The sequence below is a fragment of the Delftia tsuruhatensis genome (genome assembly GCF_903815225.1).
Lineage (GTDB): Bacteria > Pseudomonadota > Gammaproteobacteria > Burkholderiales > Burkholderiaceae_C > Comamonas > Comamonas tsuruhatensis_A.
Genome location: NZ_LR813084.1, coordinates 4,778,151 through 4,803,205 on the forward strand (window position 1 = coordinate 4,778,151; position 25,055 = coordinate 4,803,205).

The window sequence follows — 25,055 nt, forward strand, 5'->3', positions numbered from 1 at the left end:
ATTGCCTCCATGCCCTCCAACTCCACCGCGTCGGCCCCTCAACAAGGCCGGGACAAGCTGCACCTGCAGCTGGCGCGGCTGTTCCGCAGCAAGGTGTCCACGGGCGCCTGGCCCGTGGGCAGCGCCATTCCCACGGTGCAGGAGCTGGAGGCGCTGCATGGCGTGTCGCGCACCACGGTGCGCATGGCGCTGGGCGCCCTGGTGTCAGAGGGCCTGCTGCTCACGCGCAAGCGCGGCGGCACGCGGGTGATTGCAGCGCCCTACAAGCCGCCGTCCTTTCTGCTGCCCACCAGCTGGAAGGAGCTGGTGGCCTTTGGCGCCCACATCGGCCAGATCACCCTGCATACCGAGCGCGACTGCCTGCCGCCGATCCCCGAAGGCTTCCCCGATGTGGGCCGCATGGCCCCCGCCTACGTACACCTGCTGCGCGTGTACGACCATGACGCGGCGCGGTTCTGCCTGTCGCAGCTGTACCTGGAGCAGCAGCTGTTCCCCGAGATCGAGGCCCAGCTGGAGCGCAGCTCCCTGGCCGTGGCCCTGAGCAGCGATCCCTCGCGCATTGCCGTGGCGCGCCAGCACCTGAGCGTGGCGCCGGCCGACGAGCTGGCCACCCAGTACCTGGGTGTGGCCCTGGGCATGCCGCTGATGCAGGTCCTGCGCTGGGCCTGCAATGCCGACGGCGTGCTGATCTATTGGGCGCGGATCCGCTTTCTCAGCGAGTACGTCCACATGGAAATGGATCTGCTGAAATGACCCCGCCCACAAGCCAGCTCCCTTTCAACCCAACGACAGACAAACCCAACCAGGAGAGACAGATGTCCTTGAACGAAACCCATGACGCAAACCTGCGCAGCTGGGTGGCCTCGGCCAACACCGGCGCCAGCGACTTTCCCATCCAGAACCTGCCCTACGCGGTGTTCCGCCGCGCTGGCAGCCAGGAGGCCTGGCGCGGCGGCGTGGCCATTGGCGACCAGGTGCTGGACCTGGCGCGCGCCAGCGCCCTCAAGGCACTGGGCGAAGCCGTGCAGCCGCAGCTGGAGGCCGCTTCGCAACAGCGCCTGAACGGCTTCATGGCCATGGGACCGGCCGCCTGGTCGGCCCTGCGCCTGGCGCTGTCGCGCGCGCTGCGCGAAGGCGCTGCCGCGCAGGCTGTCCTGCAGGATTGCCTTGTGGCCCAGTCCGACGTGGAGTACACCGTGCCGGCCCAGGTTGGCGACTACACGGACTTCTACACCTCGGTGCACCACGCCACCAACGTCGGCAAGCTGTTCCGCCCGGACAACCCGCTGATGGAAAACTACAAGTGGGTGCCGATTGGCTACCACGGCCGTGCGTCCAGCCTTCGCGTGTCCGGCGTGGATTTCCGCCGCCCCATGGGCCAGCTGAAGGCGCCCGACGCCGCCGCACCCGCGCTCAAGCCCTGCGCACGCCTGGACTATGAGCTGGAGATGGGCATCTACACCGGCGCCGGCAACGCCTGGGGCGAAGCGATTTCCATGGACGAGGCAGAAAACCACATCTTCGGCCTGTGCCTGCTCAACGACTGGTCGGCGCGCGACATCCAGGCCTGGGAATACCAGCCGCTGGGCCCCTTCCTGTCGAAGAACTTCGCGTCCTCGCTGTCGCCCTGGATCGTGACGCTGGAGGCGCTGGAGCCCTACCGCACGGCCTTCACGCGGCCCGCCGCTGATCCCCAGCCCCTGCCCTACCTGAGCTCGGCCGCCAACTCCGAGCGCGGCGCGTTCGACGTGCAGTTGAGCGTGGCGCTGGAGACCGGCCGCATGCGCGCCGAAGGCCAGGCTGCGCAGCAGATCACCCACACCAGCTACCGCCACGCCTACTGGACCATGGCCCAGCTGGTGGCCCACCACAGCGTCAACGGCTGCGACCTGCAGCCCGGCGACCTGCTGGGCACGGGCACGTTGTCCGGCCCCACGGCCTCCGAGGCCGGCGCGCTGCTGGAGTTGACCGAGGGCGGCAAGAAGCCCCTGGTCCTGGCCAACGGTGAAAGCCGCACCTTCCTGCAGGATGGAGATGCCGTCATCCTGCGTGGCTGGTGCGAGAAACCCGGCGCCGCGCGCATCGGCTTCGGCGAATGCCGCGCCACCGTGCTGCCGGCACGCCAGGCCTGAGCGGGCGGCTCGATCCGCCTCCCTGGGCTGGCGAACGAAGTGAATGTCGTCTTTCCGACGGGTGCGTGTGCATGACACAATTGTTCACATGCCCGCCCCATCGGAAGACGCCCTCTCAGCACCTCCCGCCACCATCGACTTCGACAGACAGGCGGCTCCTGCCCGACAGGAGCCGTCGTTTGCCGAGCCCGGCCCCAGCAAGCTGCCGCCCTCGATAGCCAGCGCCTTTGCCGCGGCGGCCTATGCGCTGCAGCACGGGGATGATGCGCCGGTCGCTGGCGAGCGCCGGGATCCCGGCACAGGCACGAACACCGGCAGCGGCCTGGGGACGGGCCTGATGCCCGGCCTGTACGCCAGCATGATCGGCGAAGCTTCGCGCGGCTACTACCTGCGCCTGTTCGAGCGCTTCGATGCACTGGGCAAGGCCTTGCCCACCTGGAACCTGGCCGCCGGCCTGTTCACCCTTCCCTGGTGCGCACTGCGCGGCCTGTGGCGCGAAGGCGGGCTCTATGCGCTGGCCACGGCAAGCACCGGCCTGCTCTGGGGCCTGCTGCTGCGCCCCGCCCTGGGCCTGCCACCGGCCATCGCCCATGGCATGGACGCCACCCTGGCCCTGCTGGCCATCGCCATCCCGGGCCTGGGCGCCAACGCCCTGTACTGGCGCCATGTGCGCCGCCATACCCTGGAGGCCATAGGCGAGGCCCCCACCATGGCCCAGGCCCATGAGCGCCTGTCCCGGCACGCGGCCACGCCCGCGCGCAAGCGGCTGGCGACGGCGGCCGGCGTGGTGCTCGCTGCGGCCGCAGGTGCAGCCGCCTGGGTGCTGGCAGACCCGGCGCATTTCACGGCAGCATCGTCCGCGGCAACGCCGCCCGGACCCGCACCGGCTTCCACGCCCGCCGTGGAGCCGGCGCCTGCGGCAGTCACACCGCCCGCTGAGCCACCGGTGGCAGAGCCGCCGATCCCGCCCACCCCTGCACAGACGCAGCAAGACCCGCCAGCGCAGGCCGAGCCCCGGCCCGATCCGCAGCCCCAGCCACCATCGCCTGCCCCGGGCACTGCGGTGTCAGGCATGGTCGAGCCCATGCCGGCCATTGCAACGGCCGGGGCCGCCGCCCTGGCGGCCGCGCCTGCGAAGGCGGCCCAGGTGCCGGTCAAGCCGCCAGCGCCAGCCCCTGCGCCCGCCCCCGCCCCTGCCAAATCCACCAGGGTGGCTGAATCCAGGCAGGCCAAATCCGCCGAACCTGCCGCCAAGGCGGCGCCCGCCAAGCCCGCTTCCTCCGCGCTGGAGGCGGGCAGCTACTACATCAACATCGGCGTGTTCTCGGATGCCGGCAATGCCGCCCGCGTGGTGGAGCGTCTGGAAAAGGCCAGGCTGCCCGCGCTCAGCCAGACGCTGCACAGCAACAAGGGCGAGATCGTGCGCGTGCGCTCCGGCCCCTTCGCGAAGGAGCGCAGCGCCGACCAGGCGGCGGGCAGGATCCGCGCCATGGGGCTGGAGGCCACGGTCTTTCACCACACGCCCCAGGAAGGCAAGGGCGCACGGCGCTGATCCTGGTGCGGCAATGCCTGCATTTGCTGCCGCCTGTTACTTCCGCATGCCGATGACACGGCCCGAGGACGGCTAAGGTATGCGGCGTTGTCCGAGGCAGCGTGCCAGCACCTGCCCTGATACTGCTCAGTGCCCCCTGAATCGAGGAAAAAGCCCATGCCCAACACCGCCCCTGTCCTTCATCGCCATCGCCGCCTTGCCGCGCTCTCCCTGCTGGGCACCACCGCCCTGATCGCGGGCTGTGCAGGCATGAATCCCCTGGGCGGCACCGGTGGTGGAGCGGCCCAGCCCGCTCCGCGCCCCGTGCAGGTCTGCAATGCCGCACCGGCACAGTCCTTCGTGGGCAAGAACAACACCTCGGCCACGCTGGAGGCCGCGCGCAAGCAATCGGGCGCCTACATGGCCCGCGTGCTGCGCGAAGGCCAGCCCACGACCATGGAATTCAACCAGGAGCGCCTGAACCTGGTGGTCGATGGCACGGGCCGCATCGTGGCCGTGCGCTGCGGCTGAGCAGCCTCGCCGCACCGAATGGAAAAAAGACGCCACGGCGTCCTTTTTCCTTGGGTGGTGGTCTCCGCTCACTCCGCCAGGAACAGCTCCTGCAGGTCGCTGAGGAAATCGAAGCCACGCTCGGTGGGCACCACCCGGCCCAGGTCGCGCGTGATCAGGCCCTTGGCCTGGGCGGCATCCAGCCCCCTGGCGATGGATGACAGGGGCAGGCCCGTGCGCTCCATGAAGTCCTGCAGCGCAAAGCCCTCGCGCAGGCGCAGTGCGTTGAGCATGTACTCGAAGGGCAGGTCGGCACGGCGTACCTCGCTGTCCTGCGCCAGCGGCGTGCCGGCCAGGGCCTGGTCCATGTAGCGGGCCGGATCGCGAAAGCGCACCTGGCGCACGATGCGGTGCGCAAAGCTGAGCTTGCTGTGCGCGCCCGCGCCTATGCCCAGGTAGTCGCCGAACTGCCAGTAGTTGCGGTTGTGCCAGCACTGGTGGCCGTCGCGCGCATAGGCCGAGATCTCGTAGCGTTGCAGGCCCGCGGTGGCCGTGCGCGCCGTGATGCGGTCCAGCATGTCGTAGGCGATGTCATCCTCGGGCAGCGCCGGGGGGAACTTGGCGAACCAGGTGTTGGGCTCGATCGTCAGGTGGTAGACCGACAGGTGCGGCGGCGCGAACGACAGGGCCGCGTCCAGGTCGCGCGCCAGGTCCAGCTCGGTCTGCCCCGGCAACGCATACATCAGGTCGATGTTGAAGGTCTCGAAGCTGTCGGCGGCCTCGCGCACCGCGGCGCGCGCCTGGGCCCCGTCATGCACGCGCCCCACGGCCTGCAGGAAGCGGTCATCGAAGCTCTGCACGCCGATGGACAGCCGCGTGACGCCGGCCGCGCGGAAGGCGCGGAAGCGGTCGGTCTCGAAGGTGCCGGGATTGGCCTCCATGGTGATCTCGCAGTCGGCCTCCATGCGCAGGCGCGCGCGGATGGCGGCCAGCAGCCGGTCGATGGCCTCGGGCGAGAACAGGCTGGGCGTGCCGCCGCCGATGAAGATGCTGTGCACCGTGCGGCCCCAGATCAGTGGCAGCGCGCTTTCCAGGTCCGCGACCACGGCATCGACGTAGCGCTGCTCGGGCAGGGCCGGGCCGTCGCGCCCATGCTCATGCGAGTTGAAGTCGCAGTAGGGGCACTTGCGCAGGCACCAGGGCAGGTGCACGTACAGCGACAGCGGCGGCAGGCTGCCCAGCAGCAGCGTGCCCGGGCGCATGTAATGCTGGATGTCGCGCTGCACGGCCGCCCCCGCGCCGACGGCCGCCACATCCTGGGGCTGGATGGGAATCATCGCAGCCAGCGCTCGCGCACGAGATCGATCATCTGCAAGGTGGCGCGGCCACGGTGGCTGTGCGCGTGCTTGACGGCCGGATCCATCTCGGCAAAGGTCCGGCCCAGCTCGGGCAGGTACATCACGGGATCGAAGCCGAAGCCCTGCGTGCCCCGGCGCTCGGTGGCGATCTCGCCCTGCACGCGGCCCATGGCGATCAGCGGCTCGGGGTCGCGCGCGCTGCGCACGCCGACCAGGGTGCTGACCATGGCCGCGCGGCGATCGGCCACGCCCTGCATCTGCTCCAGCAGGGCACGGACGTTGTTCTCGTCGCTCTTTTCGTAGCCGAACCGGGTGCAGTAGTACGCCGTGTCCACGCCGGGCAGGCCGCCGAAGTGCTCCACGCACATGCCGGCGTCATCGGCGATGGCGGGCAGGCCCGTGCGCTCGGCCGCGAAGCGCGCCTTGGACAGCGCGTTCTCCACGAAGGTGCAATGCGGCTCGGGCGCCTCGCCCTCGAACAGGTCACCCTGGCGAACCAGCTCCACCCCCAGGGGGGCGAACATGGCTTGCAGCTCGGCGAGCTTGCCGCGGTTGTTGGAGGCCAACACTATCTTCATCGTGCAAATCCGTTCGGGCGCCCGCGCGCCCCTTGTCGTCAATCGGTGTGATGGGCATGCCTGCCGCCACCGGCAGGCACCGGCGGCCAGGCTCAGCGCTTGAACTGGCGCTCGGCCGAGCGGCGTATCGCCTCGTTGATCTCGGCGATGGAGCGCTCGATGGCCGCGTCGTCCAGCTCGTCTTCCAGGTCATCGATGGGCCCGCCCTGGATTGTGGACTCGAATGCGTTGTCCTCGATGTCCTGGGTGGAGATACCCATGGTGGACGCGAAGGCGTCGGGCGTCTCCCACTCCATGGCGATGGCCGTGACGTTGTCGCTGGCATCGCCGGCATTGCGCAGCGCGGTGTCCACCAGCTGCGGGATGGCCTGGGAGACGGTGCGTCCGTGCAGGGTCCGCAGCAGATGCCCCTCGTCCACGCTGCCCCACAGGCCGTCCGAGCACAGCAGCAGCCTGTCGCCCTGCTCCAGGCGGCGCGGTTCGGTCACGTCGTAGATGGGCTTGGAAGGCGAGCCCAGGCAGGTGAACAGCACGTTGCGGCTCGAGGTCTTGAGCTGTGCCGCGATCTCGCCCATCTCCAGGTAGGAATGGTCGCGTGTCCGCGCCAGCAGCTCCCCGCCGCGCACCAGGTACAGGCGCGAGTCGCCGCAATGGATCCAGGTGATCTTGCCCTTCTGGATGACGGCCGCCACCAGCGTGGTGCGCGGCGTGTCTATCATGCCCTTGCCGCTGGCATAGCGCAGGATCTGCCGGTGCGCCTGCAGCAGTGCATCGACCAGGAAGGTCTGGGGATCCTCCAGCAGGGGCTTGGCCTGGCGCTGGAAATGAACGGACATCACCTGCAGCGCCAGCTGCGCCGCGACCTCGCCCTCGGGGTGGCCCCCCATGCCGTCGGCCAGCACGAAGAGCACGGCTTCCCGCGTGTAGCAGTAGCCCATGCGGTCCTCGTTGAGCACCCTGCCGCCCCGGCGGCTCAGCTGGAACACCGAAAACCTCATGGCTTGCGCTCCTGGCCCGCGGCCGGCAGGCCGGCCGCGCCGCTGATCTTTTGCATGTTCTTCCTGGCGTCGGTCACCAGCGTGTCCAGCTGCAGCCGCATGCGTTCGGAAACGCTGAGCCTGGTGTAGCGGCGCTCGCCCTCGCGGCTCAATTCCTTTTGCAGCGCGAACACCGACTGAGGGCGCGACCCCGGATCCATGGCCATGCACCACTCGACGACCTCGATGAGGTTGTCCGAGTAGACGCCGCGCAGCTTGGTCAGCGCCAGCGCCAGCCGATCCTTGTCCTGGCGCTGCGGCGCCTCGTTGGGAGGAAAGCCCTGCATGCAGGCGTAGATGCAGGCGCCGATGGCGTAGATGTCGGTCCAGGGCCCCAGCGACGCATCGCGGCGGTACATCTCGGGGGCGGCGAATCCCGGCGTGTACATGGGGCGGATGAAGTTGCCTTCCTTGGAAAGCACCTCGCGCGCCGCGCCGAAGTCGATCATCACGGCACGGTCGTCGTTGGTGATGAAGATGTTGGCGGGCTTGATGTCCAGGTGCAGCATCTTGTGCTGGTGCACGATACGCAGACCGCGCAGCACCTCGTCGAACAGCGAGCGTATGGTCGATTCGCGGAACACCTTCTCGGCCTTGAGATCGCGCGCCGTGACGATGAAGTCCTGCAGGGTCGCCCCTTCCAGGTAGTTCATCACCATGTAGACGGTCTCGTTCTCGCGGAAGAAGTTGAGCACGCTGACCACGGAGGCATGGGAGATCTGCGCCAGCGAGCGCCCCTCCTCGAAGAAGCTCTTGAGGCCCAGGCGGTACAGCGAGAGTTTTTCGGGGGCCACGACAGGTTGCAGCTCTCCTGGGGCTCGGGTGGCCAGCGAGGCGGGCAGGTATTCCTTGATCGCCACCTGCTTGCCCTGCGCATCCAAGGCCAGGTAGACAACGCCGAAACCGCCGGAAGCAAGCCTGCGCACCACCCGGTAGCCGCCGATCGCGCTGCCTGGCGGCAATGGCGCAGGCTTGATCTTGGATGACATTTTTTTCGGGTAAACCTCAGGGACGGAGCGAAACCCGGATAATCGGGCGATTGCAAGCATCCATCAAAAGTCCAATGCCAGTTTACAGCATGACCGGATACGCCAGTGCCCAGCACGGCGCATCCGCAGAAGATGGTGGAGCGTCGGGCCGCAACAGCCGGCTCGGCCTGGAGATCCGTTCGGTCAACAGCCGCTTCCTGGATCTGTCGTTCCGCCTTCCAGACGAACTGCGCGCCCATGAACCGGCCCTCAGGGCCATTCTGACTGCCCGCCTCAAGCGCGGCAAGGTCGAAGTGCGCGCCGCCATCGACAGCGATGACGGCAATGCCCTGCCCGATCCCTCCACGGCCGTGCTGCAGCGGCTGTCCATGCTCCAGGACACCATCCAGTCCTGGCTGCCCGACGCGCGCAGCCTGTCGGTGGCCGATGTGCTGCGCCTGTCCGGCGGTGGGGCCGCCTCCTCCATCGACTGGGGCAGCGTGCTGCCCGCCCTGGCCGAGCAGGCCCTGGCCTCGCTCATGGAGGCCCGCGCCAGCGAGGGCAAGCGCCTGGCCACCATGCTCCAGGACCGCATCGCCCAACTGCGCAAGCTGGCGGCCGACGCCACCCCGCTGGTGCCCCAGCTCGTGGAGCAGCAGCGCCTGCGCTTCATGGAACGCTGGAAGGAAGCCATGGCCCTGGCCGAAGGCGCCGTCGCGCCCGAAGCCGCCCAGGACCGCGCCCTGACCGAGGCCACCGCCTTTGCGATCCGCATCGATGTGGCCGAGGAGGTCACGCGCCTGGACTCGCACCTCGACGAGCTGCAGAGCCTGCTCAAGAAGGGCGGCGAGATCGGCAAGCGCCTGGACTTCCTGATCCAGGAACTGCACCGCGAGGCCAACACCCTGGGCTCCAAGTCCGCCACGCTGGAGCTGACGCGCATCAGCGTGGACATGAAAGTGCTGATCGAGCAGATGCGCGAGCAGGTGCAGAACATCGAATAAGCCCCCCACTGATGCCCATGCGTAACCCAACTGCGCAAAATTCCATGGATTACCCCGGAAACCTCTTTGTCGTCTCGGCCCCCAGCGGGGCCGGCAAGTCCAGCCTGGTGCGGGCACTGCGCGAGTTCGACGCGCGCGTCTCGCCCTCTGTCTCCCACACCACGCGCGCACCGCGTGGCCAGGAAAAGCATGGCCGCGAGTACTACTTCGTCTCCGACCAGGAGTTCGACGCCATGGTCGGCAACAACGCCTTCGTCGAATGGGCGCACGTGCACAGCCGTCGCTACGGCACGGCCAAGAAGGCCCTGGAGGAGCGCATCCAGGTGGGCACCGACGTGCTGCTGGAGATCGACTACCAGGGCGCGCTCCAGGTCAAGCAGGCGTTTCCCAACGCCGTGCTGATCTTCATCCTGCCTCCCAGCTGGGACGAGTTGCGCGCGCGCCTGGAAAACCGCGGAGAGGATGCGCCCGAGGTCATCGAGTTGCGCCTGAAGAACGCGGCCGAGGAGATGGCCCAGGTGTCGAAATTCGACTTCGTTATAATCAACGAATTGTTCGAGACCGCGCTCTTTGATCTCAAGGCGATCATCCACGCCCAGCGTCTCAAATACGCGGCTCAGCGCAGCCGCCGCGCCGAGACCTTCGAGTCGCTCAATATTTCTGAACCCAACTGACGTTTCCTGGAGATCCTGATGGCACGCATCACTGTTGAAGATTGCCTGGAGCAAATTCCCAACCGCTTCCAGCTCGTGCTGGCAGCAACCTACCGCGCCCGCATGCTCAGCCAGGGCCACACCCCCAAGATCGAGACCAAGAACAAGCCCGGCGTCACCGCGCTGCGCGAGATCGCCGACGGCAAGGTCGGCCTCGAGATGCTCAAGAAGGTTCCGGGCTGATTTGCTGCAAAGCAACACAATGGCCCCCAAAAAAGCACCGCCCAGCGGTGCTTTTTTTACATGAAGCCTGCACAAACCCGCATGCACGCTACATTTAAGTCATGAAAGCGGCCTTGACTTCGTTCACAGCCCCGTCCGATCCCGTACCGCCGCCCCGGTCCGAGCGCATGTCTGCCGAGCAGGCTGCCTCCGTGTCGGCCAGCGCCTTTGCGGGGCTGATGGAGCAACTGAGCTACCTGGATGCCTCCAGCATCGAGCAGGTGCGCGAAGCCTATGCGTTCGCCGACCGTGCCCACAGCGACCAGTGGCGCAGCAGCGGCGAACCCTACATCACGCACCCCATTGCCGTCACCGCGCTGTGCGCGAGCTGGAAGCTCGATGCGCCAGCCCTGATGGCGGCCCTGCTGCACGACGCCATGGAAGACTGCGGCGTCACCAAGGCGGATCTCGCCCAGCGCTTCGGCCAGGACGTGGCCGAGCTGGTCGACGGGCTCACCAAGCTCGACAAGCTGCAGTTCAACACCCGCGAGGAAAACCAGGCCGAGTCCTTCCGCAAGATGCTGCTGGCCATGGCGCGCGATGTGCGCGTCATCCTGATCAAGCTGGCCGACCGCACCCACAACATGCGCACCATGGGCGACATGCCGCGCAGCAAGTGGGGTCGCATCTCGTCGGAGACGCTGGAGATCTACGCACCCATCGCCCACCGGCTGGGCCTGAACCAGACCTACCGCGAACTGCAGGACCTGGCCTTCCGCCACCTGCACCCCTGGCGCTACGCCACGCTGGAGAAGGCCATCGCGCGCTCGCGCAAGCGCCGCCGCGATCTGGTCCAGCGCGTGCAGGACGAGGTCAACGCCGAATTCGCCCAGGCCGGCCTGCAGGCACGCCTGGCCGGCCGCGAAAGCACGCTGTACTCGCTCTATCTGCGCATGGAGAAGAACCAGCTGAGCTTCGCCAAGGTGACGGACATCTACGGTTTCCGCATCATCCTGCCGCGCGTGATCGACTGCTACACCGCGCTGGGCGTGCTGCACCAGATGTACAAGCCCATGCCGGGCCGCTTCAAGGACTACATCGCCATTGCCAAGAACAACGGCTACCAGTCGCTGCACACCACCCTGGTCGGCCCCTCCGGCGTGAACATCGAGTTCCAGATCCGCACCGAGGAGATGCACATCGTCGCCGAGGCCGGCGTGGCCGCCCACTGGCTGTACAAGGCCCAGCCCGGCCACGACTCCGAGCAACTGGGCACGCAGTGGCTGCAGTCGCTGCTGGACATCCAGAACGAGACGCGCGATGCCGCCGAGTTCTGGGACCATGTCAAGGTGGACCTGTTCCCCGACGCCGTCTACGTGTTCACGCCCAAGAGCGAGATCATGGCCATGCCGCGCGGCGCCACCGTGGTGGACTTCGCCTACGCCATCCACAGCAAGGTCGGCAACCACATGACGGCCGCGCGCATCAACAACGAGGAAGTGCCGCTGCGCACCGAGCTCAAGAGCGGCGACGTGGTGCAGATCGTCACCTCCGAGGAAGCCACCCCCAACCCAGCCTGGCTGGGTTTCGTCAAGACCGGTCGCGCGCGCTCCAAGATCCGCCACTACCTGAAGACGGCCGCGCAAAGCGAATCGGCGCGCCTGGGCGAGAACCTGCTGGCCCAGGCCATGCGCGCCGAGGGCATGGACGCCGTCCCCCCCGCGGACGAGGCCAACCAGGCGCTATGGGACGAGGTGCTGCGCATGGCGGGCAGCCGCAGCCGCACCGACCTCATGGTGGACATCGGCATGGGCCGGCGCATCGCATCGCTGGTGGCCTCGCGCCTGACGGCGCTGATGGCGCGCCACGGCCACCGGCCCGACGCCCTGCTGCTCACGCGCGAGCGCTTCAACACCAGCAACCGCCCTTTCCAAGGCGCCGTGCTGCTGGATGGATCCAACCAGGGATCCATCCACTATGCGCAGTGCTGCCGCCCCGTGCCCGGCGATGCCATCGTGGGCTACCTGGGCAGCGGCGAAGGCCTGATCGTGCACCATGCCCAGTGCAAGATCGCCCAGCGCCTGCAGGAAAAGGACCGCGACCGCTTCATCGTCGTCGAATGGGCCGATGACATCGACCCGGCGCGCCTGTTCGACGCGCGCATCGTCGTCACCGTCAACAACGGCAAGGGCGTGCTGGCGCGCGTGGCGGCCGAGCTGGCCGGCGCCGAGGTGGACATCCTGCGGGTGGACATGGCCGACGAGGCCGCCATGAGCACCACCGACCTGTGCTTCGTGATCTCGGTGCACGACAACCAGCAGGTGGAGGCCGCGCTGCGCAACCTGCGGCGCGTGCATTCGGTGGTGCGCGCATCGCGCGTCATCCCCTGAACCCTGATCCTGGCCCCGCTGCGCGGGGCTTTTTCATTCCTGCAGGTCTTGCACCAGCTGCCACAGCACCTGGCCGCAGTCCTGCTCGATCTTGAGCGCCAGCAGCTCCTCGCCCCGCATGCGCCCCTGGTTGACCGCCGCCACGGGCTTGCCCTGGGCCACGGCCTCATGCACGAAGCGCAGGCCCGAATACACCATCAACGATGAACCCACGACCAGCAGGCCATGGGAACGCAGCAGCGCAGCCCGCACCGCCTGCACGCGCTCGCGCGGCACGCCTTCGCCGTAGAACACCACGTCGGGCTTGAGCACGCCACCACACTGCCCGCAGGCAGGCACCTCGAAGCGGCTGAAGTCGCGCCCCTCCAGGTCGGCGTCGCCATCGGGCGCGGCCTCGGCGCGCAGGTCCGCCCATCCAGGGTTTCGCGCCAGCAGCAGAGCCTGCAGGGCCCCGCGCTCCGTGATGGCGCCGCAGCCCATGCAGCGCACGGCGGCGATGCGGCCATGCAGGTCGATGACATCCACGCTGCCGGCGGCCGCATGCAGTCCGTCCACGTTCTGGGTGACCAGGCCTTCCATCCACCCGCGCTGCTGCAGCCGCACCAATGCCTCGTGAGCCGGACCGGGCCTGGCCTGCGCCATGACGGGCCAGCCCAGCAGGCTGCGCGCCCAATAGCGCTGGCGCGTGGCCTGGCTGCCCATGAAGGCTTGCAGTGTCACGGGCTGGGCGCGCTTCCACTGCCCCGCCCGGTCGCGATAGTCGGGAATGCCGGAACCGGTGCTGCACCCCGCGCCGGTCAGCACCAGCCAGCGCTGGCCGGGGCGCAACAAGGCCTGCAGCGCCTGCACGGCGCCAGGCGCAGCGGAGATCGGTGATGGTGACGGATGGGCGATCATGGCAGCACAGCATAGCCGCCCGGCAGTCCGATCGGAAACACCGTGTTGCATTCCGCGGCCAGGCGCACAGGAGACAATGGTCGCATGCCCCATGCACCTGCCACAGCCCCCCGTCCCGCCCGACAGCCCCACCGCATGCTGACCCGCGCGGGACTTGCAGCCGCCCTGGCCGCCGCACTGCTGGGCGGCTGCGCATCCAGGCCGACACCCGTTCCCGCGCCCGAGCCTGCGCAACCAGCCCCGTCTCCCATCCCCGCCGCAGAAACATCCACCGCCTCGGCGGATGCTCCCGCACAGGCCGAGGCAGCCAGCTTCGAAGCCTGGAAGCGCGACTTCGCACGCAAGGCGCTGGATGCAGGAATTTCCGAGAAGACCGTGCGCGGCGCGCTGGAGCCGGCCCGGCTGCAGCAGCGCGCGGTCCAGCTCGACCGCTCCCAGCCCGAGTTCACGCGCACGCCCTGGCAGTATCTGGACAGCGCCGTCTCCGCTACGCGCATCACGCAGGGCCGCGCCAAGCTGCGGGAAGCAGCCGCGCCGCTGCAATCGGCCAGCCAGCGCTACGGCGTGCCGGCCGAGGTGATCGCGGCCATCTGGGGCATGGAGAGCAACTACGGCGGCAATTTCGGCAACTTCGCCACCGTCGATGCGCTGGCCACGCTGGCCTTCGACGGCCGGCGCGCGGACTGGGCGCAAAAGGAGCTGCTCGCGGCCTTGCGCATCATCGACAACGGCGACATCGATGCGGCCCACATGGTCGGCTCCTGGGCGGGCGCCATGGGGCATACGCAGTTCCTGCCCTCGGTCTTTCTTGCCTATGCGGTCGATGCCGACGGTGACGGCCGCCGCGACATCTGGGGCAGCCTGCCCGATGTGACCGCCTCCACGGCCAACTACCTCGCGCATTCCGGCTGGAAGCCGGGCGAGCCCTGGGGCGTGGAAGTACGCCTGCCCCCGGGCTTCGACCATGCACGCGCCGAGACCAGCGTGCGCCAGGGCAGCGCGCAGTGGGCGGCAGAAGGTGTGCAGGCCATGGACGGATCGGCCCCGCCCGCCATGGCCGACGCCAGCATCATCGCTCCGGCCGGCGCGAGAGGGCCCGCCTTCATGGTCGGCACCAACTTCCGCACCATCCTGCGCTACAACAATTCCGTGAACTACGCCCTGGGCGTGGGCCTGCTGTCACAGCAACTGGCCGGCGGTCCCGGCGTGCAGGCCGCGTGGCCGCGCGATCTCACGCCGCTGACGCGCCAGCAGCTGCGCACGCTGCAGACGGCGCTGAACGAGCGCGGCTTTTCTGCAGGCAGTGCCGATGGCGTGATGGGCCCGGCAACGCGTGCAGGCCTGCGCCAGTTCCAGCAGAGCCAGGGACTGGTGGCCGACGGCTACCCCACGCAGCAACTGCTGCAGCTGCTGCGGCCCTGAAGGCTCACCCGGTGGCGGTGCCCGGCTCCGGATAGCGCACGTCGAGGATCTCCAGCGTGCGCACGCCGGCGGGCGTGGGCAGGGCCACCTCGTCGCCCACGCGGGCCTTGAGCAGCGCCCGCGAGACAGGAGCGATCCAGCTGACCTGGCCACGCGCGCTGTCAGCCTCGTCGATGCCCATGATGGTGATGGTGCGCTCCTCGCCTTCGTCATCCGCATAGGTGACGGTGGCGCCGAAGTAGATCTGCTCGCTGCCCGCGTGCAGGGACGGATCGACCACCTCGGCGATCTCCAGCCGCCTGGTGAGGAAGCGGATGCGCCGGTCGATCTCGCGCAGGCGCTTCTTGCCGTAGAGATAGTCGCCATTCTCGGAGCGGTCGCCATTGCTGGCGGCCCAGTGCACGATCTCCACGATGCGCGGGCGCTCGTTGTCGATCAGGTCCAGCAGTTCGGACTTGAGCCGTGCGAAGCCCTGGGGCGTGATGTAGTTCTTGCCGCCCGCAGGCAGCGGCGGCAGACCGACTTCATCATCGTCGTCGTCGCCGTCGGATTCCTTGGTGAAAGCCTTGCTCATGGAGCCGATCTTCACACAGAACGCACCAGCCGTGCGGCAAGGCCGCGCCAACGAAAAAGCCTCAGAACCTTGCGATTCTGAGGCTTGTCGTTTTGGTGCGGCTGGCAGGAATCGAACCCACGACCCCTTGGTTCGTAGCCAAGTACTCTATCCAGCTGAGCTACAGCCGCCAAGCTTTGAATTATAGCGTGCTTTTTCAAGCCAACGAGAAATCCAAGAAAATAAGCAAACAAGAATCCTGGGCCCCTGCACGGCCTGCCCGGATCCATCAACGAAAAAGCCTCAGAATCTTGCGATTCTGAGGCTTGTCGTTTTTGGTGCGGCTGGCAGGAATCGAACCCACGACCCCTTGGTTCGTAGCCAAGTACTCTATCCAGCTGAGCTACAGCCGCCAAGACATCTATTGTATACCAATTTTCAGACCGGCCGGAAAAAATCGCAGGCATCGCAAACTCCGGGCCCCGCAGGGCCCGGCCTGTCCTATATTGACCGGTCGCGGATGCGGGCACGGCTCCGCCCTTCGCGGGAGACAAACACAGCGAGCGGCACGCCGCAGCGGCGGGAACGACAAGACATGACAGACACGCGCGCGGCCACCGCGCCTCAATCGCCCGAAGGCGCCATGTGGGGGCAGCTGTTTCGCCGCAGCGCCCGCCCCGCCCTGAGCCTGCAGGGCCAGATCCGCGAGATGCTGGTCGACGCCATTCTCTGCGGCATTCTTGCGCCCGGCGAGCCCATCCCCTCCAGCCGCGAGCTGGCCCGCCACCTGGGCGTGGCGCGCATCACCGTGGTGCTGGCCTACCAGCAGCTGGCCGAGGAAGCCTTCCTGCTGAGCCGCCAGCGCAAAGGCCATTTCATCCACCCCGACGTGCTCAAGGGGCGCGCGCCAGGCACCGCCACCGTGACGGCCACTCAGGGCCGCCGCACCGACTGGTCGCGCCGCCTGTGGCTGCTGCCCAGCCAGCAGCGCAGCATCGTCAAGGAAGACGACTGGCAGCGCTACCCCTACCCCTTTCTCTACGGCCAGTTCGACAAGGAGCTGTTCCCCACGGCTGCCTGGCGCGAATGCTGCCTCAAGGCCCTGGGCGTGCTCGACATACGCCAGTGGGCGCCGGACCAGATCGCACGCGACGACGAGATGCTGATCCAGCAGGTGCAGACCAAGATCCTGCCCCGGCGCGGCGTGCGGGCCTCGGCCGACGAGCTGATCATCACCGTGGGCGCCCAGCATGCGCTGTACATGGTGGCCGACCTGCTGATGCGCGAGGGCACGGCCGTGGGCATCGAGGAGCCGGGCTACCCCGACGCGCGCAACATATTCAGCAGCCGCACTTCCCAGGTCATCCCGCTGCCCGTCGATGGCCAGGGCCTGCCGCTGACGCCGCTGCTGCGCCAGCTCGACTATCTGTACGTGACCCCCAGCCACCAGTGCCCCACGGGCGTGACCATGCCTCTGGCGCGGCGCGAGGCGCTGCTGGAGATGGCCGAGGAGCACGACATCATCCTCATCGAGGACGACTACGAGAGCGAGAGCAGCTTCGACGGCCAGCCCATTCCCGCGCTCAAGAGCCTGGACCGCAGCAACCGCGTGATCTACGTGGGCAGCCTGTCCAAGAGCCTGGCGCCGGGCCTGCGCGTAGGCTACATCGTGGCCGCGCCCGAGCTGATCCGCGAGCTGCGCGCGCTGCGCCGGCTCATGATCCGCCACCCCGCCACCTTCGTGCAGCGCACGCTGGCCATGTTCATCTCCCTGGGCCACTACGAGGCCCAGCAGCGCCGTCTGGCGCAGGCGCAGAAGGAGCGGCACGCGGCGCTGACCGCCGCCATGGCCGAGCATGCCCCCGGCTGCCGCATCACGCCCGTGCGCGGCGGCGGATCGTGCTGGGTGCAGTTGCCCGAGCACATCCCCGTGCAGGCCCTGTCGCAGCGGGCCGCGGGGCACGGCGTGCTCATCGAGCCTGGCGATGTGTTCTTCGCACGGCCGGATACACCCGGCAGCTTCATGCGCATGGGCTACCAGTCCATACCCGCCAACGACATCGGCCAGGGCGTGAAGGCCCTGGCCGATGCGATGCGGGAACTGTAGGGACCGGGCGGGGTCGATGTCCCGCTCCCGGACCGCCCTCAGTACTTCTGCGGCTCGGGCTGCGCGGCTTCCGACAGCGAGGAGACCACCGGCGCCACGCCGCGCTGAAGGAACTGGCGCACGCCGTAGGCCACCAGCAGGAGGCACAGGCTGGCCACGCCCAGCGCCAGCGGCGTGCGCTGCTCGGGAATGAAGGCCATGGCGATGACGATGGACAGCATGCCGAAGATAGCGAACCAGGTCAGGTACGGATAGCACCACATGCGCACCCTGAGCTGGTGCGGCGCCTCGCGCTCCAGGCGGGCACGCAGGCGCAGCTGCGAGATGGCGATCAGGATGTAGACGAAGATGGCAACCGTCCCGTACGAATTGACGAGGAAGGCGAAGACCGTGTCCGGCGACACATAGGACATCACCACGGCGCCATAGCCGAATACCGTGGCCACGAGGATGGCGCGCACGGGGACGCCATTGCGGCTGACCTTGGCCAGTGCCTTGGGCGCATCGCCGCGCCGCGTCAGCGCGAACAGCATGCGCGAAGACGCATACAGGCCCGAATTCAGCGCCGACAGCACGGCCGTCAGCACGATGGCATTCATGATCTGCGCCGCTGCAGGCACACCCATGGCGTTGAGCGCGCTGACATAGGGTGTGGCGATACCGCCGGCGTTCCAGGGCACCAGGCAGGCCACCAGGAAGATGGAGCCCACATAGAACACCAGCACGCGTGTGATCACCGAGTTCGTGGCCTTGGCCACGGCCTTCTGCGGCTCGGCCGTCTCTGCGGCGGCGATCGTCACGATCTCGGCGCCGAAGTAAAAGCCCGTGGCCGCCACGGCTCCGGTCAGCACCGGCACGATGCCGTTGGGCATGAAGCCTCCGTTGCCCGTCAGATTGGTGAAGTGCATGCCCTGCGAGGCCGGCGTCAGGCCCAGCACATAGATGCCGGCCACGAACAGGAAGACCACGATGGCCGCCACCTTGATGGAGGCGAACCAGAACTCGAACTCGCCAAAGGACTTGACCGACACCAGGTTGGTCAGCGTCAGCATCACCAGCAGCACCAGGCTGATGCTCCAGTTGGGGACATCGGGCAGCCAGTAGCGCACGAGATCGGCACCGGCCACGGCCTCCAGCGCCACGACGATGACCCAGAAATACCAGTACATCCAGCCCGTCAGAAAGCCCGCCAGCCGCCCCACGCCGGGGCGGTCGCGCCAGGCCTCTCTGGCGTACTCGTAGAACGAGCCGCCGCCGGGCATGGAGCAGGCCAGCTCGCCCAGCATGCGCATGACCAACACCACAAGCAGGCCCGTGATGAGAAAGGAAAGAATGGCGGCCGGCCCGGCCGACTTGATGACGACGCCGCTGCCCACGAACAGCCCCGCACCGATCACGCCTCCCAGGGCGATCATGGTCATGTGGCGCTGCTTGAGCCCGTGTGAAAGCCCCGGCGAAGAGGCGTGCTGATTTCCGATCATGTCTTGTCTCCTGTTGTCTTCAGGCGCCACGGCTGTTGCTCTGTAGTGGTCGGCTGCGCAGCGGTGCGTGCCATGCCGTGGCGTGTCCGGTGAGCCCGGCGGCAAGAGGCCTTGCGGCCCCTGCCGTCAGGCGGCCGCCACCGGCGGGCGATCCTTGCGGAAGGCGTTCTTCACGGCGATCTTTCCATCGCGGAAGGTGAACACATCGACCATGCGCGCTTCCACGCGCAGGCCGTCGGCCTTTGTGCCCTTGAAGGTGCTCTCGGACACGCCGCGATCACCCTGCACGAAGTGGTCCCCATCCAGCCAGGCTGCATCGGGAAAGGCCTGCCAGGCCATCTGGAAGCCTTCACGCACCGCGTCGCGGCCGATGAAGCTGCGGCCCATGAGATCGGGGCCGGCCACGGCATGGAACTCGCATTCTTCGGCCATGAAGCCCATCAGGGCCTCGATGTCGTGGCGGTTCCAGGCATCGGCGAAGCGCGCCAGGAATTGGGCGTCGGGAGGATTGGTGTGTGCGCTCATGCTGTCTCCTTGTCGGTGGTGGGCTGCGCGGCTGCCGCAGTCCATGCGGGGCGGCTGCCGCGTCATCGAGATGTCGATGGGCCATGGTAGGTAGCAGGCACACGGACCCGTTAGAACCAGATGCCAACAATCGTTAGGTCCAGCCGCGCCGCCAGCCGCCTCCACTGGCCCTATCGAAAGCGGTCCTGTGGCGCTAACCGGCCCGGGCGGGCGCTGGATATGCTGGTTCCATCGTCGGCACAAGGCCTCGCAAGGCCCGCCGGCACGGACCCCATCGCACCTTTTCCCATAGCAAAAAAGCCGGCTCCCGCAAAAGGCCGCCGCACCAGGAGACATCCGCCATGAAAGCCGAGGACATCCGCCCCAGCCACCTGCGTCCCTACGACCCGCGCTACGACCCGCTGGTGGCCGACAACCCGGGCCACGGCACGGGCTACGCCCCCACCTACTGGGTGGGAACCGCCGGCCGCCCGCCCGAGGATGACGGCCCAGTCTGCGGCGACATGGATGTGGACGTGGCCATCGTCGGCTCGGGCTTCACGGGACTGTCCACGGCGCTGTTCCTGGCGCGCGAGCATGGCATCCGCGCCGTGGTGCTGGATGCCAACCAGACGGCCTGGGGCTGCACCAGCCGCAATGGTGGTCAGGGCCAGAATGCCAGCGGCCGCCTGTACCGCTCGCAGTGGATCGCACGCTGGGGCAAGGACGTGGCGCTCAAGCTCGATGCCGAGATCCGCGAAGGCTTCCAGACCTTCAAGGACCTGGTGGCCGAGTTCCCCGAATGCGAACCCCAGCCCGGCGGCCACCTGTACATCGCCCACCGCGACAAGAAGCTCGATTTCCTGCGCAACGAGACCCAGGTCATGCGCGAGATCTTCGGCTATGACGCGCGCATGCTCAGCCCCGAGGAAGTCCGCCGCGACTACGTCAACGACGCCGACAGCCACGGCGCCATGCACGAGCCCGACGGCATCGGCGTGCACCCGCTCAAGCTCGCCTTCGGCTACCTGCGCAAGGCGCGCGAGCTGGGCGTGAAGGTGCATCCAGCCAGCCCGGTACTGGGCATGGAGACGCGCAACGGCGTGCACCACCTGCGCACGCCCGGCGGCACCGTGCGCGCACGCGCCGTGGGCTTTGCCACGGGCGGCTACACCAGCAATGCACTGCACGGCAGCCTGCGCTCCAGGATCATGCCCATCCTCTCGAACTCGCTGGTCACGCGTCCCCTGACCGAGCAGGAGCTGGAGGCCACGGGCTTCAAGACCACCCAGGTCATCACCGATACGCGCACACTGCGCTTCTACTACCGCCGCCTGCCCGACAACCGCGTGCAGATCGGCAGCCGCAGCGCCGTCACGGGCGCCGACGCGCCCAACCCCGTGCACATGGCCAAGCTGGTGGACGGCCTGCACCGCAAGTTCCCGGCCCTCAAGGGCATCACCATCGACTACTCCTGGTGGGGCTGGGTCGATGTGAGCCACGACATGATGCCGCGCGTGTTCCAGCCCGACCCGGTCCAAAGCATCTTCTACGCCGTGGGCTACGGCGGCAACGGCGTGTCCTTCTCCGCCCATGCGGGCCGGCGCATGGCCGAGCGCATCGCGGGCCGCCAGAGCAAGGCCTTCGAGCTGCCCATCTACAACTCCGAGCTGGAGTATCCCAACGTCTTCAACATGGTGCGCTCACCGGCATTCGCGCCGTTCCGGCGGATGGGACAGCGGTTCCTGTACCACTGGTACTACCTGCGGGATGAGAAGCTTTGACCCCCTGAGCGGCTTCGCCGCTTCCCCCTGAAAGGGGGACGACACCCTCGGTGCGGGGCGGCGCGGCCGGCGTAGGCGCGGCCGGCTCAGGCGCGGCCGGCTCAGGCCCTTCCTCGGTGTCCCTCGTTTTGGGCCGCACCGATTTGAGCGCCGGGCCAAGACTCGGCACCCCTGGCAAGGGAAAGGCCGCGCGGGCTTGAGTGCTGCGCCCGGGCATGCAGGAAATGCCTGGACGGCCTCCTCTTCGCTGAATCAGTTGCTGCTTGGGCTGGCTGCGTGGTTGTGGCCAGCCTTTTTTTCCGCCAATGGATCGGCAGGCCGCGCGCAGCGAAGGCCTGCGAGAACGCGCCCCGCATGGCAGCGCCTGCGTCGGGCCGGCACCCGGCCTCGAAAAACAACCGCCCGGCAGGGGCGGAATGCAGTGCCGGAAAGCCGTTGTCAAGGCCGGCAGACCAACTCCGCCACCGCCATCAGCAAGGCCTCATCGATCTGCTCGGGCAGCTCCACCGCCAGCCGCTGCCGATAGAACACCCCCAGGTCCAGCCCCACGCCCAGGGCCCGGATCTGCACATCACCCGCGCGCTCGTGGCGGGCGACGACCTGGCGCAGGTGCTGGTCCAGATAGTGTTCGTCATTGGCCTGGTGCGTGGCGGTGTCCATGGGGCAGCCGTCGGAGACGACGAGCAGGATGCGCCGCCGCGCAGGCCGCGCCAGCAGACGCTCGCAGGCCCATTCCACGGCCTCGCCGTCCACGCCTTCACGGAAGATGTCGGGCCTGCGCAGCGCCGCGATGCCGTGGCGCGCGTGGCGCCAGGGCCGGGCGGCGTCCTTGAAGACGATGTGCAGCCGCTCGTTGAGCCGGCCCGGGATGGCTGGCTGGCCCGCGCGCTGCCAGTCGCGGCGCGCGCGGCCGCCATTCCAGGCCTGGGTGGAAAAGCCCAGGATGTCCACGGGCACGCCGGCCATGGACAGGGCACGGCCCAGCAGGTCCACGAGCAGGGACAGCGGGCGGGCATGCGCCTTCATCGAGCCCGAGCAGTCCAGCAGGATGGCCACGGCCGCATCGCTCGCGGGGCGCGGCAACTCATCCCTGAAGATGGTGCGCTGCTGCGGGTCGCTGATCACTTGCGCCAGGCGGGCGCCATCCAGGTGTCCATCCTCCAGCCCGAACTGCCAGCCATCGTGGCGCGGCACGGCCAGGCGCTGCTGAAGCTGGCGCGCCAGCCGGCCCGCGTGCAGGCCGCTGCGCGCCAGCTCCTCGTCCATCTGCGCGCGGAACTCGGCCAGTTGCGCCGCGCGGATCAGCTCGACTGCATGGGCCTCGCGGTCATGGGCACGTGTGAACACGCGGTAGCTGTGCGCCGAACCCGCCCAGGCACGGCTGTCCCCGCTCAGCGCCACGGGGGGCGCGTCCAGGCCTTGGGATTCGAAGTGCAGCGGCAGCGCGAAGCTGCTACGCCGGCGTGGCCCGCCGGCGCCGCGTGGCGCCTCCTGCTGCGCCGCGCGCACGGACTCGCCCACCCAGCGGCTGACCGTCAGCGCCGGTGCGATGAAGGCCTGCTGGTCATGCCGGTGGCGGCGCAGCAGGGCCCATTGCGGCCCCAGCGGTCCCGAGAGGGCGGCGCGCGTGGCTTCTGCCAGGTCGGACAGGGCTTCGGGCGGCGCATGTCCGCTCAGGCGGCTCCAGGCGGTCAGCGCCACGGTAAAAAGCAGGATGCCCAGGCTGCTTTCGGTCAGCCCCGAATCGGCAAAGGCCTGGCTCCAGTGCACAAAGCGCGCATGCAGGTTGGCGCGTGCGCCCGGCCATTCTTCAGGCGCCAGGCTTTCCACGCGCAGCTGCTCCAGCAGCTCGAACACCAGCCGCTCCACGGGATCGCCGGGCAGGTGGCGCGCGTGCAGGCCGGCATCACTCAGGCGCAGCCGAAGGCCGGCGCCGTCCAGCAGGCCACGCTGGTCGGCCAGCCCTGCGGGCACATCGGACTGGTGGGCCGCTGCCAGGACCACGGGCATGGTGCCCCGGTACAGCGTCTGCCCGCTCCACTGCAACGAGGCATCGCCCGCCATGGCGCGCAGCAGCGGCCCTCCCCAGGCCTGCGCCGCGTCAGCCGGCATGGACAGGCTCGCCCTGCTGCGCCAGCTCCTGCCCGAAGCAGCGCTGGAAATACTCGGCCACGATGGTGCGCTCGGCCGGCTCGCACTTGTTGAGGAAGGACAGCGCGAAGGCCAGCCGCAGGTCGTGGAAGATCTGCGCGTTCTCGGCCCAGGTGATGACGGTGCGCGGGGACATCAGCAGCGACAGATCGCCCACCGCGAAGCCCTTGCGCGTGAGCGCGGCCAGCGCCACCATGGCGGCCACCTGCGCGCGGCCCTGGGGCGTATTGAGGCCGGGCACGCGCGCCAGCACGATGGCGGCCTCCTCGGACGGCGCCAGGTAGTCGAGGCTGGTGACCAGGTTCCAGCGATCGAGCTGGGCATGGTTGAGCAGTTGCGTGCCATGGTAGAGGCCGCTGAGGTTGCCCTGCCCTAGCGTGTTCATGGTGGCGAACAGCCGGAACTGCGCATGCGGCTGGAGCACGCGCTTCTGGTCCAGCAGCGTGAAGCTGCCCTCGCGCTCCAGCACGCGCTGGATCACGAACATCACATCGGGCCGGCCCGCGTCGTACTCATCGAAGACCAGGGCCACGGGCCGCTGCAATGCCCAGGGCAGGATGCCTTCCTGGAACTGCGTGACCTGCTTTCCATCCTGCAGCACGATGGCATCCTTGCCCACCAGGTCCAGCCGGCTGATGTGGCCGTCGAGGTTGACGCGCACACAGGGCCAGTTCAGCCGCGCCGCCACCTGCTCGATGTGCGTGGACTTTCCCGTGCCGTGCAGGCCCTGGATGACCACGCGCCGGTTGTGCGCAAAGCCCGCGAGGATGGCCAGCGTGGCCTGCGGATTGAAGCGGTAGGCCGGGTCCACGGCAGGCACATGCTCGCTGCGCTCGGCAAAGGCCGGCACCTGCATGTCGGTGTCCAGGCCGAAAGTCTCGCGCACGGCCAGCGTGCGCGTGGGATGCATCAGGGTCAGCTCAGTCATCGTCGGGGGCTCCCGGGGGAACTTCGTCGTTGATGCGCGCAATCGCCTCGGCGGCCGCGCGCAGGTGGGGAAGAAAGGACAGCGCCCGCTCACGCGTGAAACGCATGATGGGCGCCTGCACGGCCAGGCCCATGTTGGAGGCGCCGCCTTGCGAGGGCACGAGCACGCCCAGGCACAGCAGGCCGGGCAGGAACTCCTCGTTGTCGAAGGCATGGCCCTGGCTGCGCACCTGGTCCAGCTCGGCATCCAGCGCGTCGAAGGCCGTGAGCGTGTTGGCCGTGAAGGCCTCCAGCGGCACGGCCGACAAAAGGCGCCGGCGCTGCGCGGGCGCCATCTGGCTCAGGAACAGCTTGCCCGTGGCCGAGCAGTGGGCCGGCACGCGCGAGCCCGGGTGCAGGTAAAAGCGCAGCGGCGCCGGCGTCTCCACGCGGTCCAGGTAGAGCACCTCGCTGCCCGAGAAGGCGGTGATGTTGCAGCTTTCCCCGATGTCGCGCACCAGCTGCGCCAGCACCGCGTGCCGCGCGCCATGTGTGGTGTTGTTCAGCAGCACGCTTTCGGCCAGCCGCATCAGGCGCCGGCCCGTTCCGTAATGCCGGCCATTGCCCTCGCGCTGCAGGATGCCGGCGCCCTCGAGCTGCTGGAGCATGCGGTGCATGGTGGGCTTGGGCAGGCCCGTCTCCTCGACCATGGCCTGCAACGTAAAGGGCTCGTTCTTCTGCGCGATCGCCTCCAGCAGCGCGAACAGCCGCAGATTGGGGGTGTCGCCATCGATGCGGGCAAGGGCCGGGGTCTGGTCACGGGTGTTCATGGTGTTGGTCATCATATGTTTTTCAATTTTTCGAGTC

General features: G+C 68.3%; 22 protein-coding genes and 2 tRNA genes. 11 read left to right on the forward strand and 13 right to left on the reverse strand.

The annotated features are described in order from the left end of the window. The first annotated feature begins 9 nt into the window (after window positions 1-9). From L1Z78_RS21690 to L1Z78_RS21705, 4 genes are all read left to right on the forward strand, one after another. On the forward strand, window positions 10-753 hold the full coding sequence (locus tag L1Z78_RS21690; protein WP_234638412.1) for a GntR family transcriptional regulator: 744 nt from the start codon (window positions 10-12) through the stop codon (window positions 751-753). 62 nt (window positions 754-815) lie between these two features. Further along, window positions 816-2,132: a fumarylacetoacetase gene (gene fahA / locus L1Z78_RS21695; protein WP_234638413.1), complete on the forward strand. Its 1,317-nt coding sequence runs from the start codon at window positions 816-818 to the stop codon at window positions 2,130-2,132. An 88-nt stretch (window positions 2,133-2,220) separates the two neighbouring features. Continuing rightward, on the forward strand, window positions 2,221-3,684 hold the full coding sequence (locus tag L1Z78_RS21700; protein ID WP_234638414.1) for an SPOR domain-containing protein: 1,464 nt from the start codon (window positions 2,221-2,223) through the stop codon (window positions 3,682-3,684). Between the two features lie 156 nt (window positions 3,685-3,840). Continuing rightward, complete coding sequence (locus L1Z78_RS21705; RefSeq protein WP_234638415.1) at window positions 3,841-4,194, forward strand: I78 family peptidase inhibitor; 354 nt, start codon at window positions 3,841-3,843, stop codon at window positions 4,192-4,194. 68 nt (window positions 4,195-4,262) lie between these two features. Here L1Z78_RS21705 and hemW read toward each other — a convergent pair whose 3' ends face one another. The 4 genes from hemW to L1Z78_RS21725 form a co-directional block, all read right to left on the reverse strand. Continuing rightward, complete coding sequence (gene hemW, locus L1Z78_RS21710) at window positions 4,263-5,510, reverse strand: radical SAM family heme chaperone HemW (protein ID WP_234638416.1); 1,248 nt, start codon at window positions 5,508-5,510, stop codon at window positions 4,263-4,265. Continuing rightward, entirely contained in the window at window positions 5,507-6,109 is a 603-nt protein-coding gene (gene rdgB, locus L1Z78_RS21715) for an RdgB/HAM1 family non-canonical purine NTP pyrophosphatase (protein WP_234638417.1), read from the reverse strand. Before rdgB ends, hemW begins: the two co-directional genes overlap by 4 nt. 92 nt (window positions 6,110-6,201) lie before the next feature. Further along, on the reverse strand, window positions 6,202-7,107 hold the full coding sequence (locus L1Z78_RS21720; protein ID WP_234638418.1) for a PP2C family protein-serine/threonine phosphatase: 906 nt from the start codon (window positions 7,105-7,107) through the stop codon (window positions 6,202-6,204). Beyond that, window positions 7,104-8,135, reverse strand: coding sequence for a serine/threonine protein kinase (locus tag L1Z78_RS21725; RefSeq protein ID WP_234638419.1), 1,032 nt, complete (start codon window positions 8,133-8,135; stop codon window positions 7,104-7,106). The genes L1Z78_RS21720 and L1Z78_RS21725 overlap by 4 nt, the downstream gene beginning before the upstream one ends. A gap of 89 nt (window positions 8,136-8,224) precedes the next feature. Here L1Z78_RS21725 and L1Z78_RS21730 point away from each other — a divergent pair, with 89 nt between their 5' ends. The 4 genes from L1Z78_RS21730 to L1Z78_RS21745 all read left to right on the forward strand — a co-directional run bounded on the left by L1Z78_RS21730 (window position 8,225) and on the right by L1Z78_RS21745 (window position 12,383). Then, on the forward strand, window positions 8,225-9,118 hold the full coding sequence (locus L1Z78_RS21730; protein WP_239384144.1) for a YicC/YloC family endoribonuclease: 894 nt from the start codon (window positions 8,225-8,227) through the stop codon (window positions 9,116-9,118). A gap of 44 nt (window positions 9,119-9,162) precedes the next feature. Continuing rightward, window positions 9,163-9,792 (forward strand): guanylate kinase, encoded by a 630-nt coding sequence (gene gmk / locus L1Z78_RS21735; RefSeq protein WP_234638421.1) that lies wholly within the window; start codon window positions 9,163-9,165, stop codon window positions 9,790-9,792. Between the two features lie 18 nt (window positions 9,793-9,810). Then, window positions 9,811-10,014, forward strand: a complete 204-nt coding sequence (rpoZ, locus tag L1Z78_RS21740; RefSeq protein WP_234638422.1) for a DNA-directed RNA polymerase subunit omega — start codon at window positions 9,811-9,813, stop codon at window positions 10,012-10,014. Window positions 10,015-10,115: 101 nt separating this feature from the next. Next, window positions 10,116-12,383 carry a RelA/SpoT family protein gene (locus L1Z78_RS21745; RefSeq protein ID WP_234638423.1) on the forward strand — a complete coding sequence of 756 codons (2,268 nt, stop codon included), beginning with the start codon at window positions 10,116-10,118 and terminating at the stop codon, window positions 12,381-12,383. Window positions 12,384-12,416: 33 nt separating this feature from the next. Here L1Z78_RS21745 and L1Z78_RS21750 read toward each other — a convergent pair whose 3' ends face one another. Then, complete coding sequence (locus L1Z78_RS21750) at window positions 12,417-13,280, reverse strand: NAD-dependent protein deacetylase (protein ID WP_234638424.1); 864 nt, start codon at window positions 13,278-13,280, stop codon at window positions 12,417-12,419. Between the two features lie 84 nt (window positions 13,281-13,364). Here L1Z78_RS21750 and L1Z78_RS21755 point away from each other — a divergent pair, with 84 nt between their 5' ends. Beyond that, window positions 13,365-14,702 carry a lytic murein transglycosylase gene (locus tag L1Z78_RS21755; RefSeq protein WP_234638425.1) on the forward strand — a complete coding sequence of 446 codons (1,338 nt, stop codon included), beginning with the start codon at window positions 13,365-13,367 and terminating at the stop codon, window positions 14,700-14,702. A 4-nt stretch (window positions 14,703-14,706) separates the two neighbouring features. On the opposite strand, the gene greB is transcribed toward L1Z78_RS21755, so the two are convergent. From greB to L1Z78_RS21770, 3 genes are all read right to left on the reverse strand, one after another. Continuing rightward, entirely contained in the window at window positions 14,707-15,276 is a 570-nt protein-coding gene (gene greB / locus L1Z78_RS21760) for a transcription elongation factor GreB (RefSeq protein WP_234638426.1), read from the reverse strand. 93 nt (window positions 15,277-15,369) lie between these two features. After that, window positions 15,370-15,446, reverse strand: a tRNA-Arg gene (locus tag L1Z78_RS21765). A 145-nt stretch (window positions 15,447-15,591) separates the two neighbouring features. Continuing rightward, a tRNA-Arg gene (locus L1Z78_RS21770) sits at window positions 15,592-15,668 on the reverse strand. Between the two features lie 182 nt (window positions 15,669-15,850). Between L1Z78_RS21770 and L1Z78_RS21775 the strand changes: the two genes are divergently transcribed. After that, window positions 15,851-17,362, forward strand: a complete 1,512-nt coding sequence (locus L1Z78_RS21775; protein ID WP_234638427.1) for a PLP-dependent aminotransferase family protein — start codon at window positions 15,851-15,853, stop codon at window positions 17,360-17,362. Between the two features lie 38 nt (window positions 17,363-17,400). Here the strand turns inward: L1Z78_RS21775 and L1Z78_RS21780 are convergent, their stop codons facing one another. Continuing rightward, a complete protein-coding gene (locus L1Z78_RS21780) occupies window positions 17,401-18,843 on the reverse strand; it encodes an amino acid permease (protein ID WP_234638428.1) in 1,443 nt (480 codons plus the stop codon). A 126-nt stretch (window positions 18,844-18,969) separates the two neighbouring features. After that, window positions 18,970-19,368: a nuclear transport factor 2 family protein gene (locus L1Z78_RS21785; protein ID WP_234638429.1), complete on the reverse strand. Its 399-nt coding sequence runs from the start codon at window positions 19,366-19,368 to the stop codon at window positions 18,970-18,972. A 341-nt stretch (window positions 19,369-19,709) separates the two neighbouring features. On the opposite strand from L1Z78_RS21785, the gene L1Z78_RS21790 reads away from it, so the two are divergent. Beyond that, entirely contained in the window at window positions 19,710-21,131 is a 1,422-nt protein-coding gene (locus tag L1Z78_RS21790) for an NAD(P)/FAD-dependent oxidoreductase (protein WP_234638430.1), read from the forward strand. Window positions 21,132-21,569: 438 nt separating this feature from the next. Here L1Z78_RS21790 and L1Z78_RS21795 read toward each other — a convergent pair whose 3' ends face one another. From L1Z78_RS21795 to L1Z78_RS21805, 3 genes are read right to left on the reverse strand one after another with little or no spacing between them, the layout of a single operon-like run. Next, complete coding sequence (locus tag L1Z78_RS21795) at window positions 21,570-23,243, reverse strand: cobaltochelatase CobT-related protein (RefSeq protein ID WP_234638431.1); 1,674 nt, start codon at window positions 23,241-23,243, stop codon at window positions 21,570-21,572. Beyond that, window positions 23,233-24,210 (reverse strand): AAA family ATPase, encoded by a 978-nt coding sequence (locus L1Z78_RS21800; protein ID WP_234638432.1) that lies wholly within the window; start codon window positions 24,208-24,210, stop codon window positions 23,233-23,235. The genes L1Z78_RS21795 and L1Z78_RS21800 overlap by 11 nt, the downstream gene beginning before the upstream one ends. Further along, entirely contained in the window at window positions 24,203-25,033 is an 831-nt protein-coding gene (locus L1Z78_RS21805; protein ID WP_234638433.1) for an IclR family transcriptional regulator, read from the reverse strand. The genes L1Z78_RS21800 and L1Z78_RS21805 overlap by 8 nt, the downstream gene beginning before the upstream one ends. Window positions 25,034-25,055: the final 22 nt, after the last annotated feature.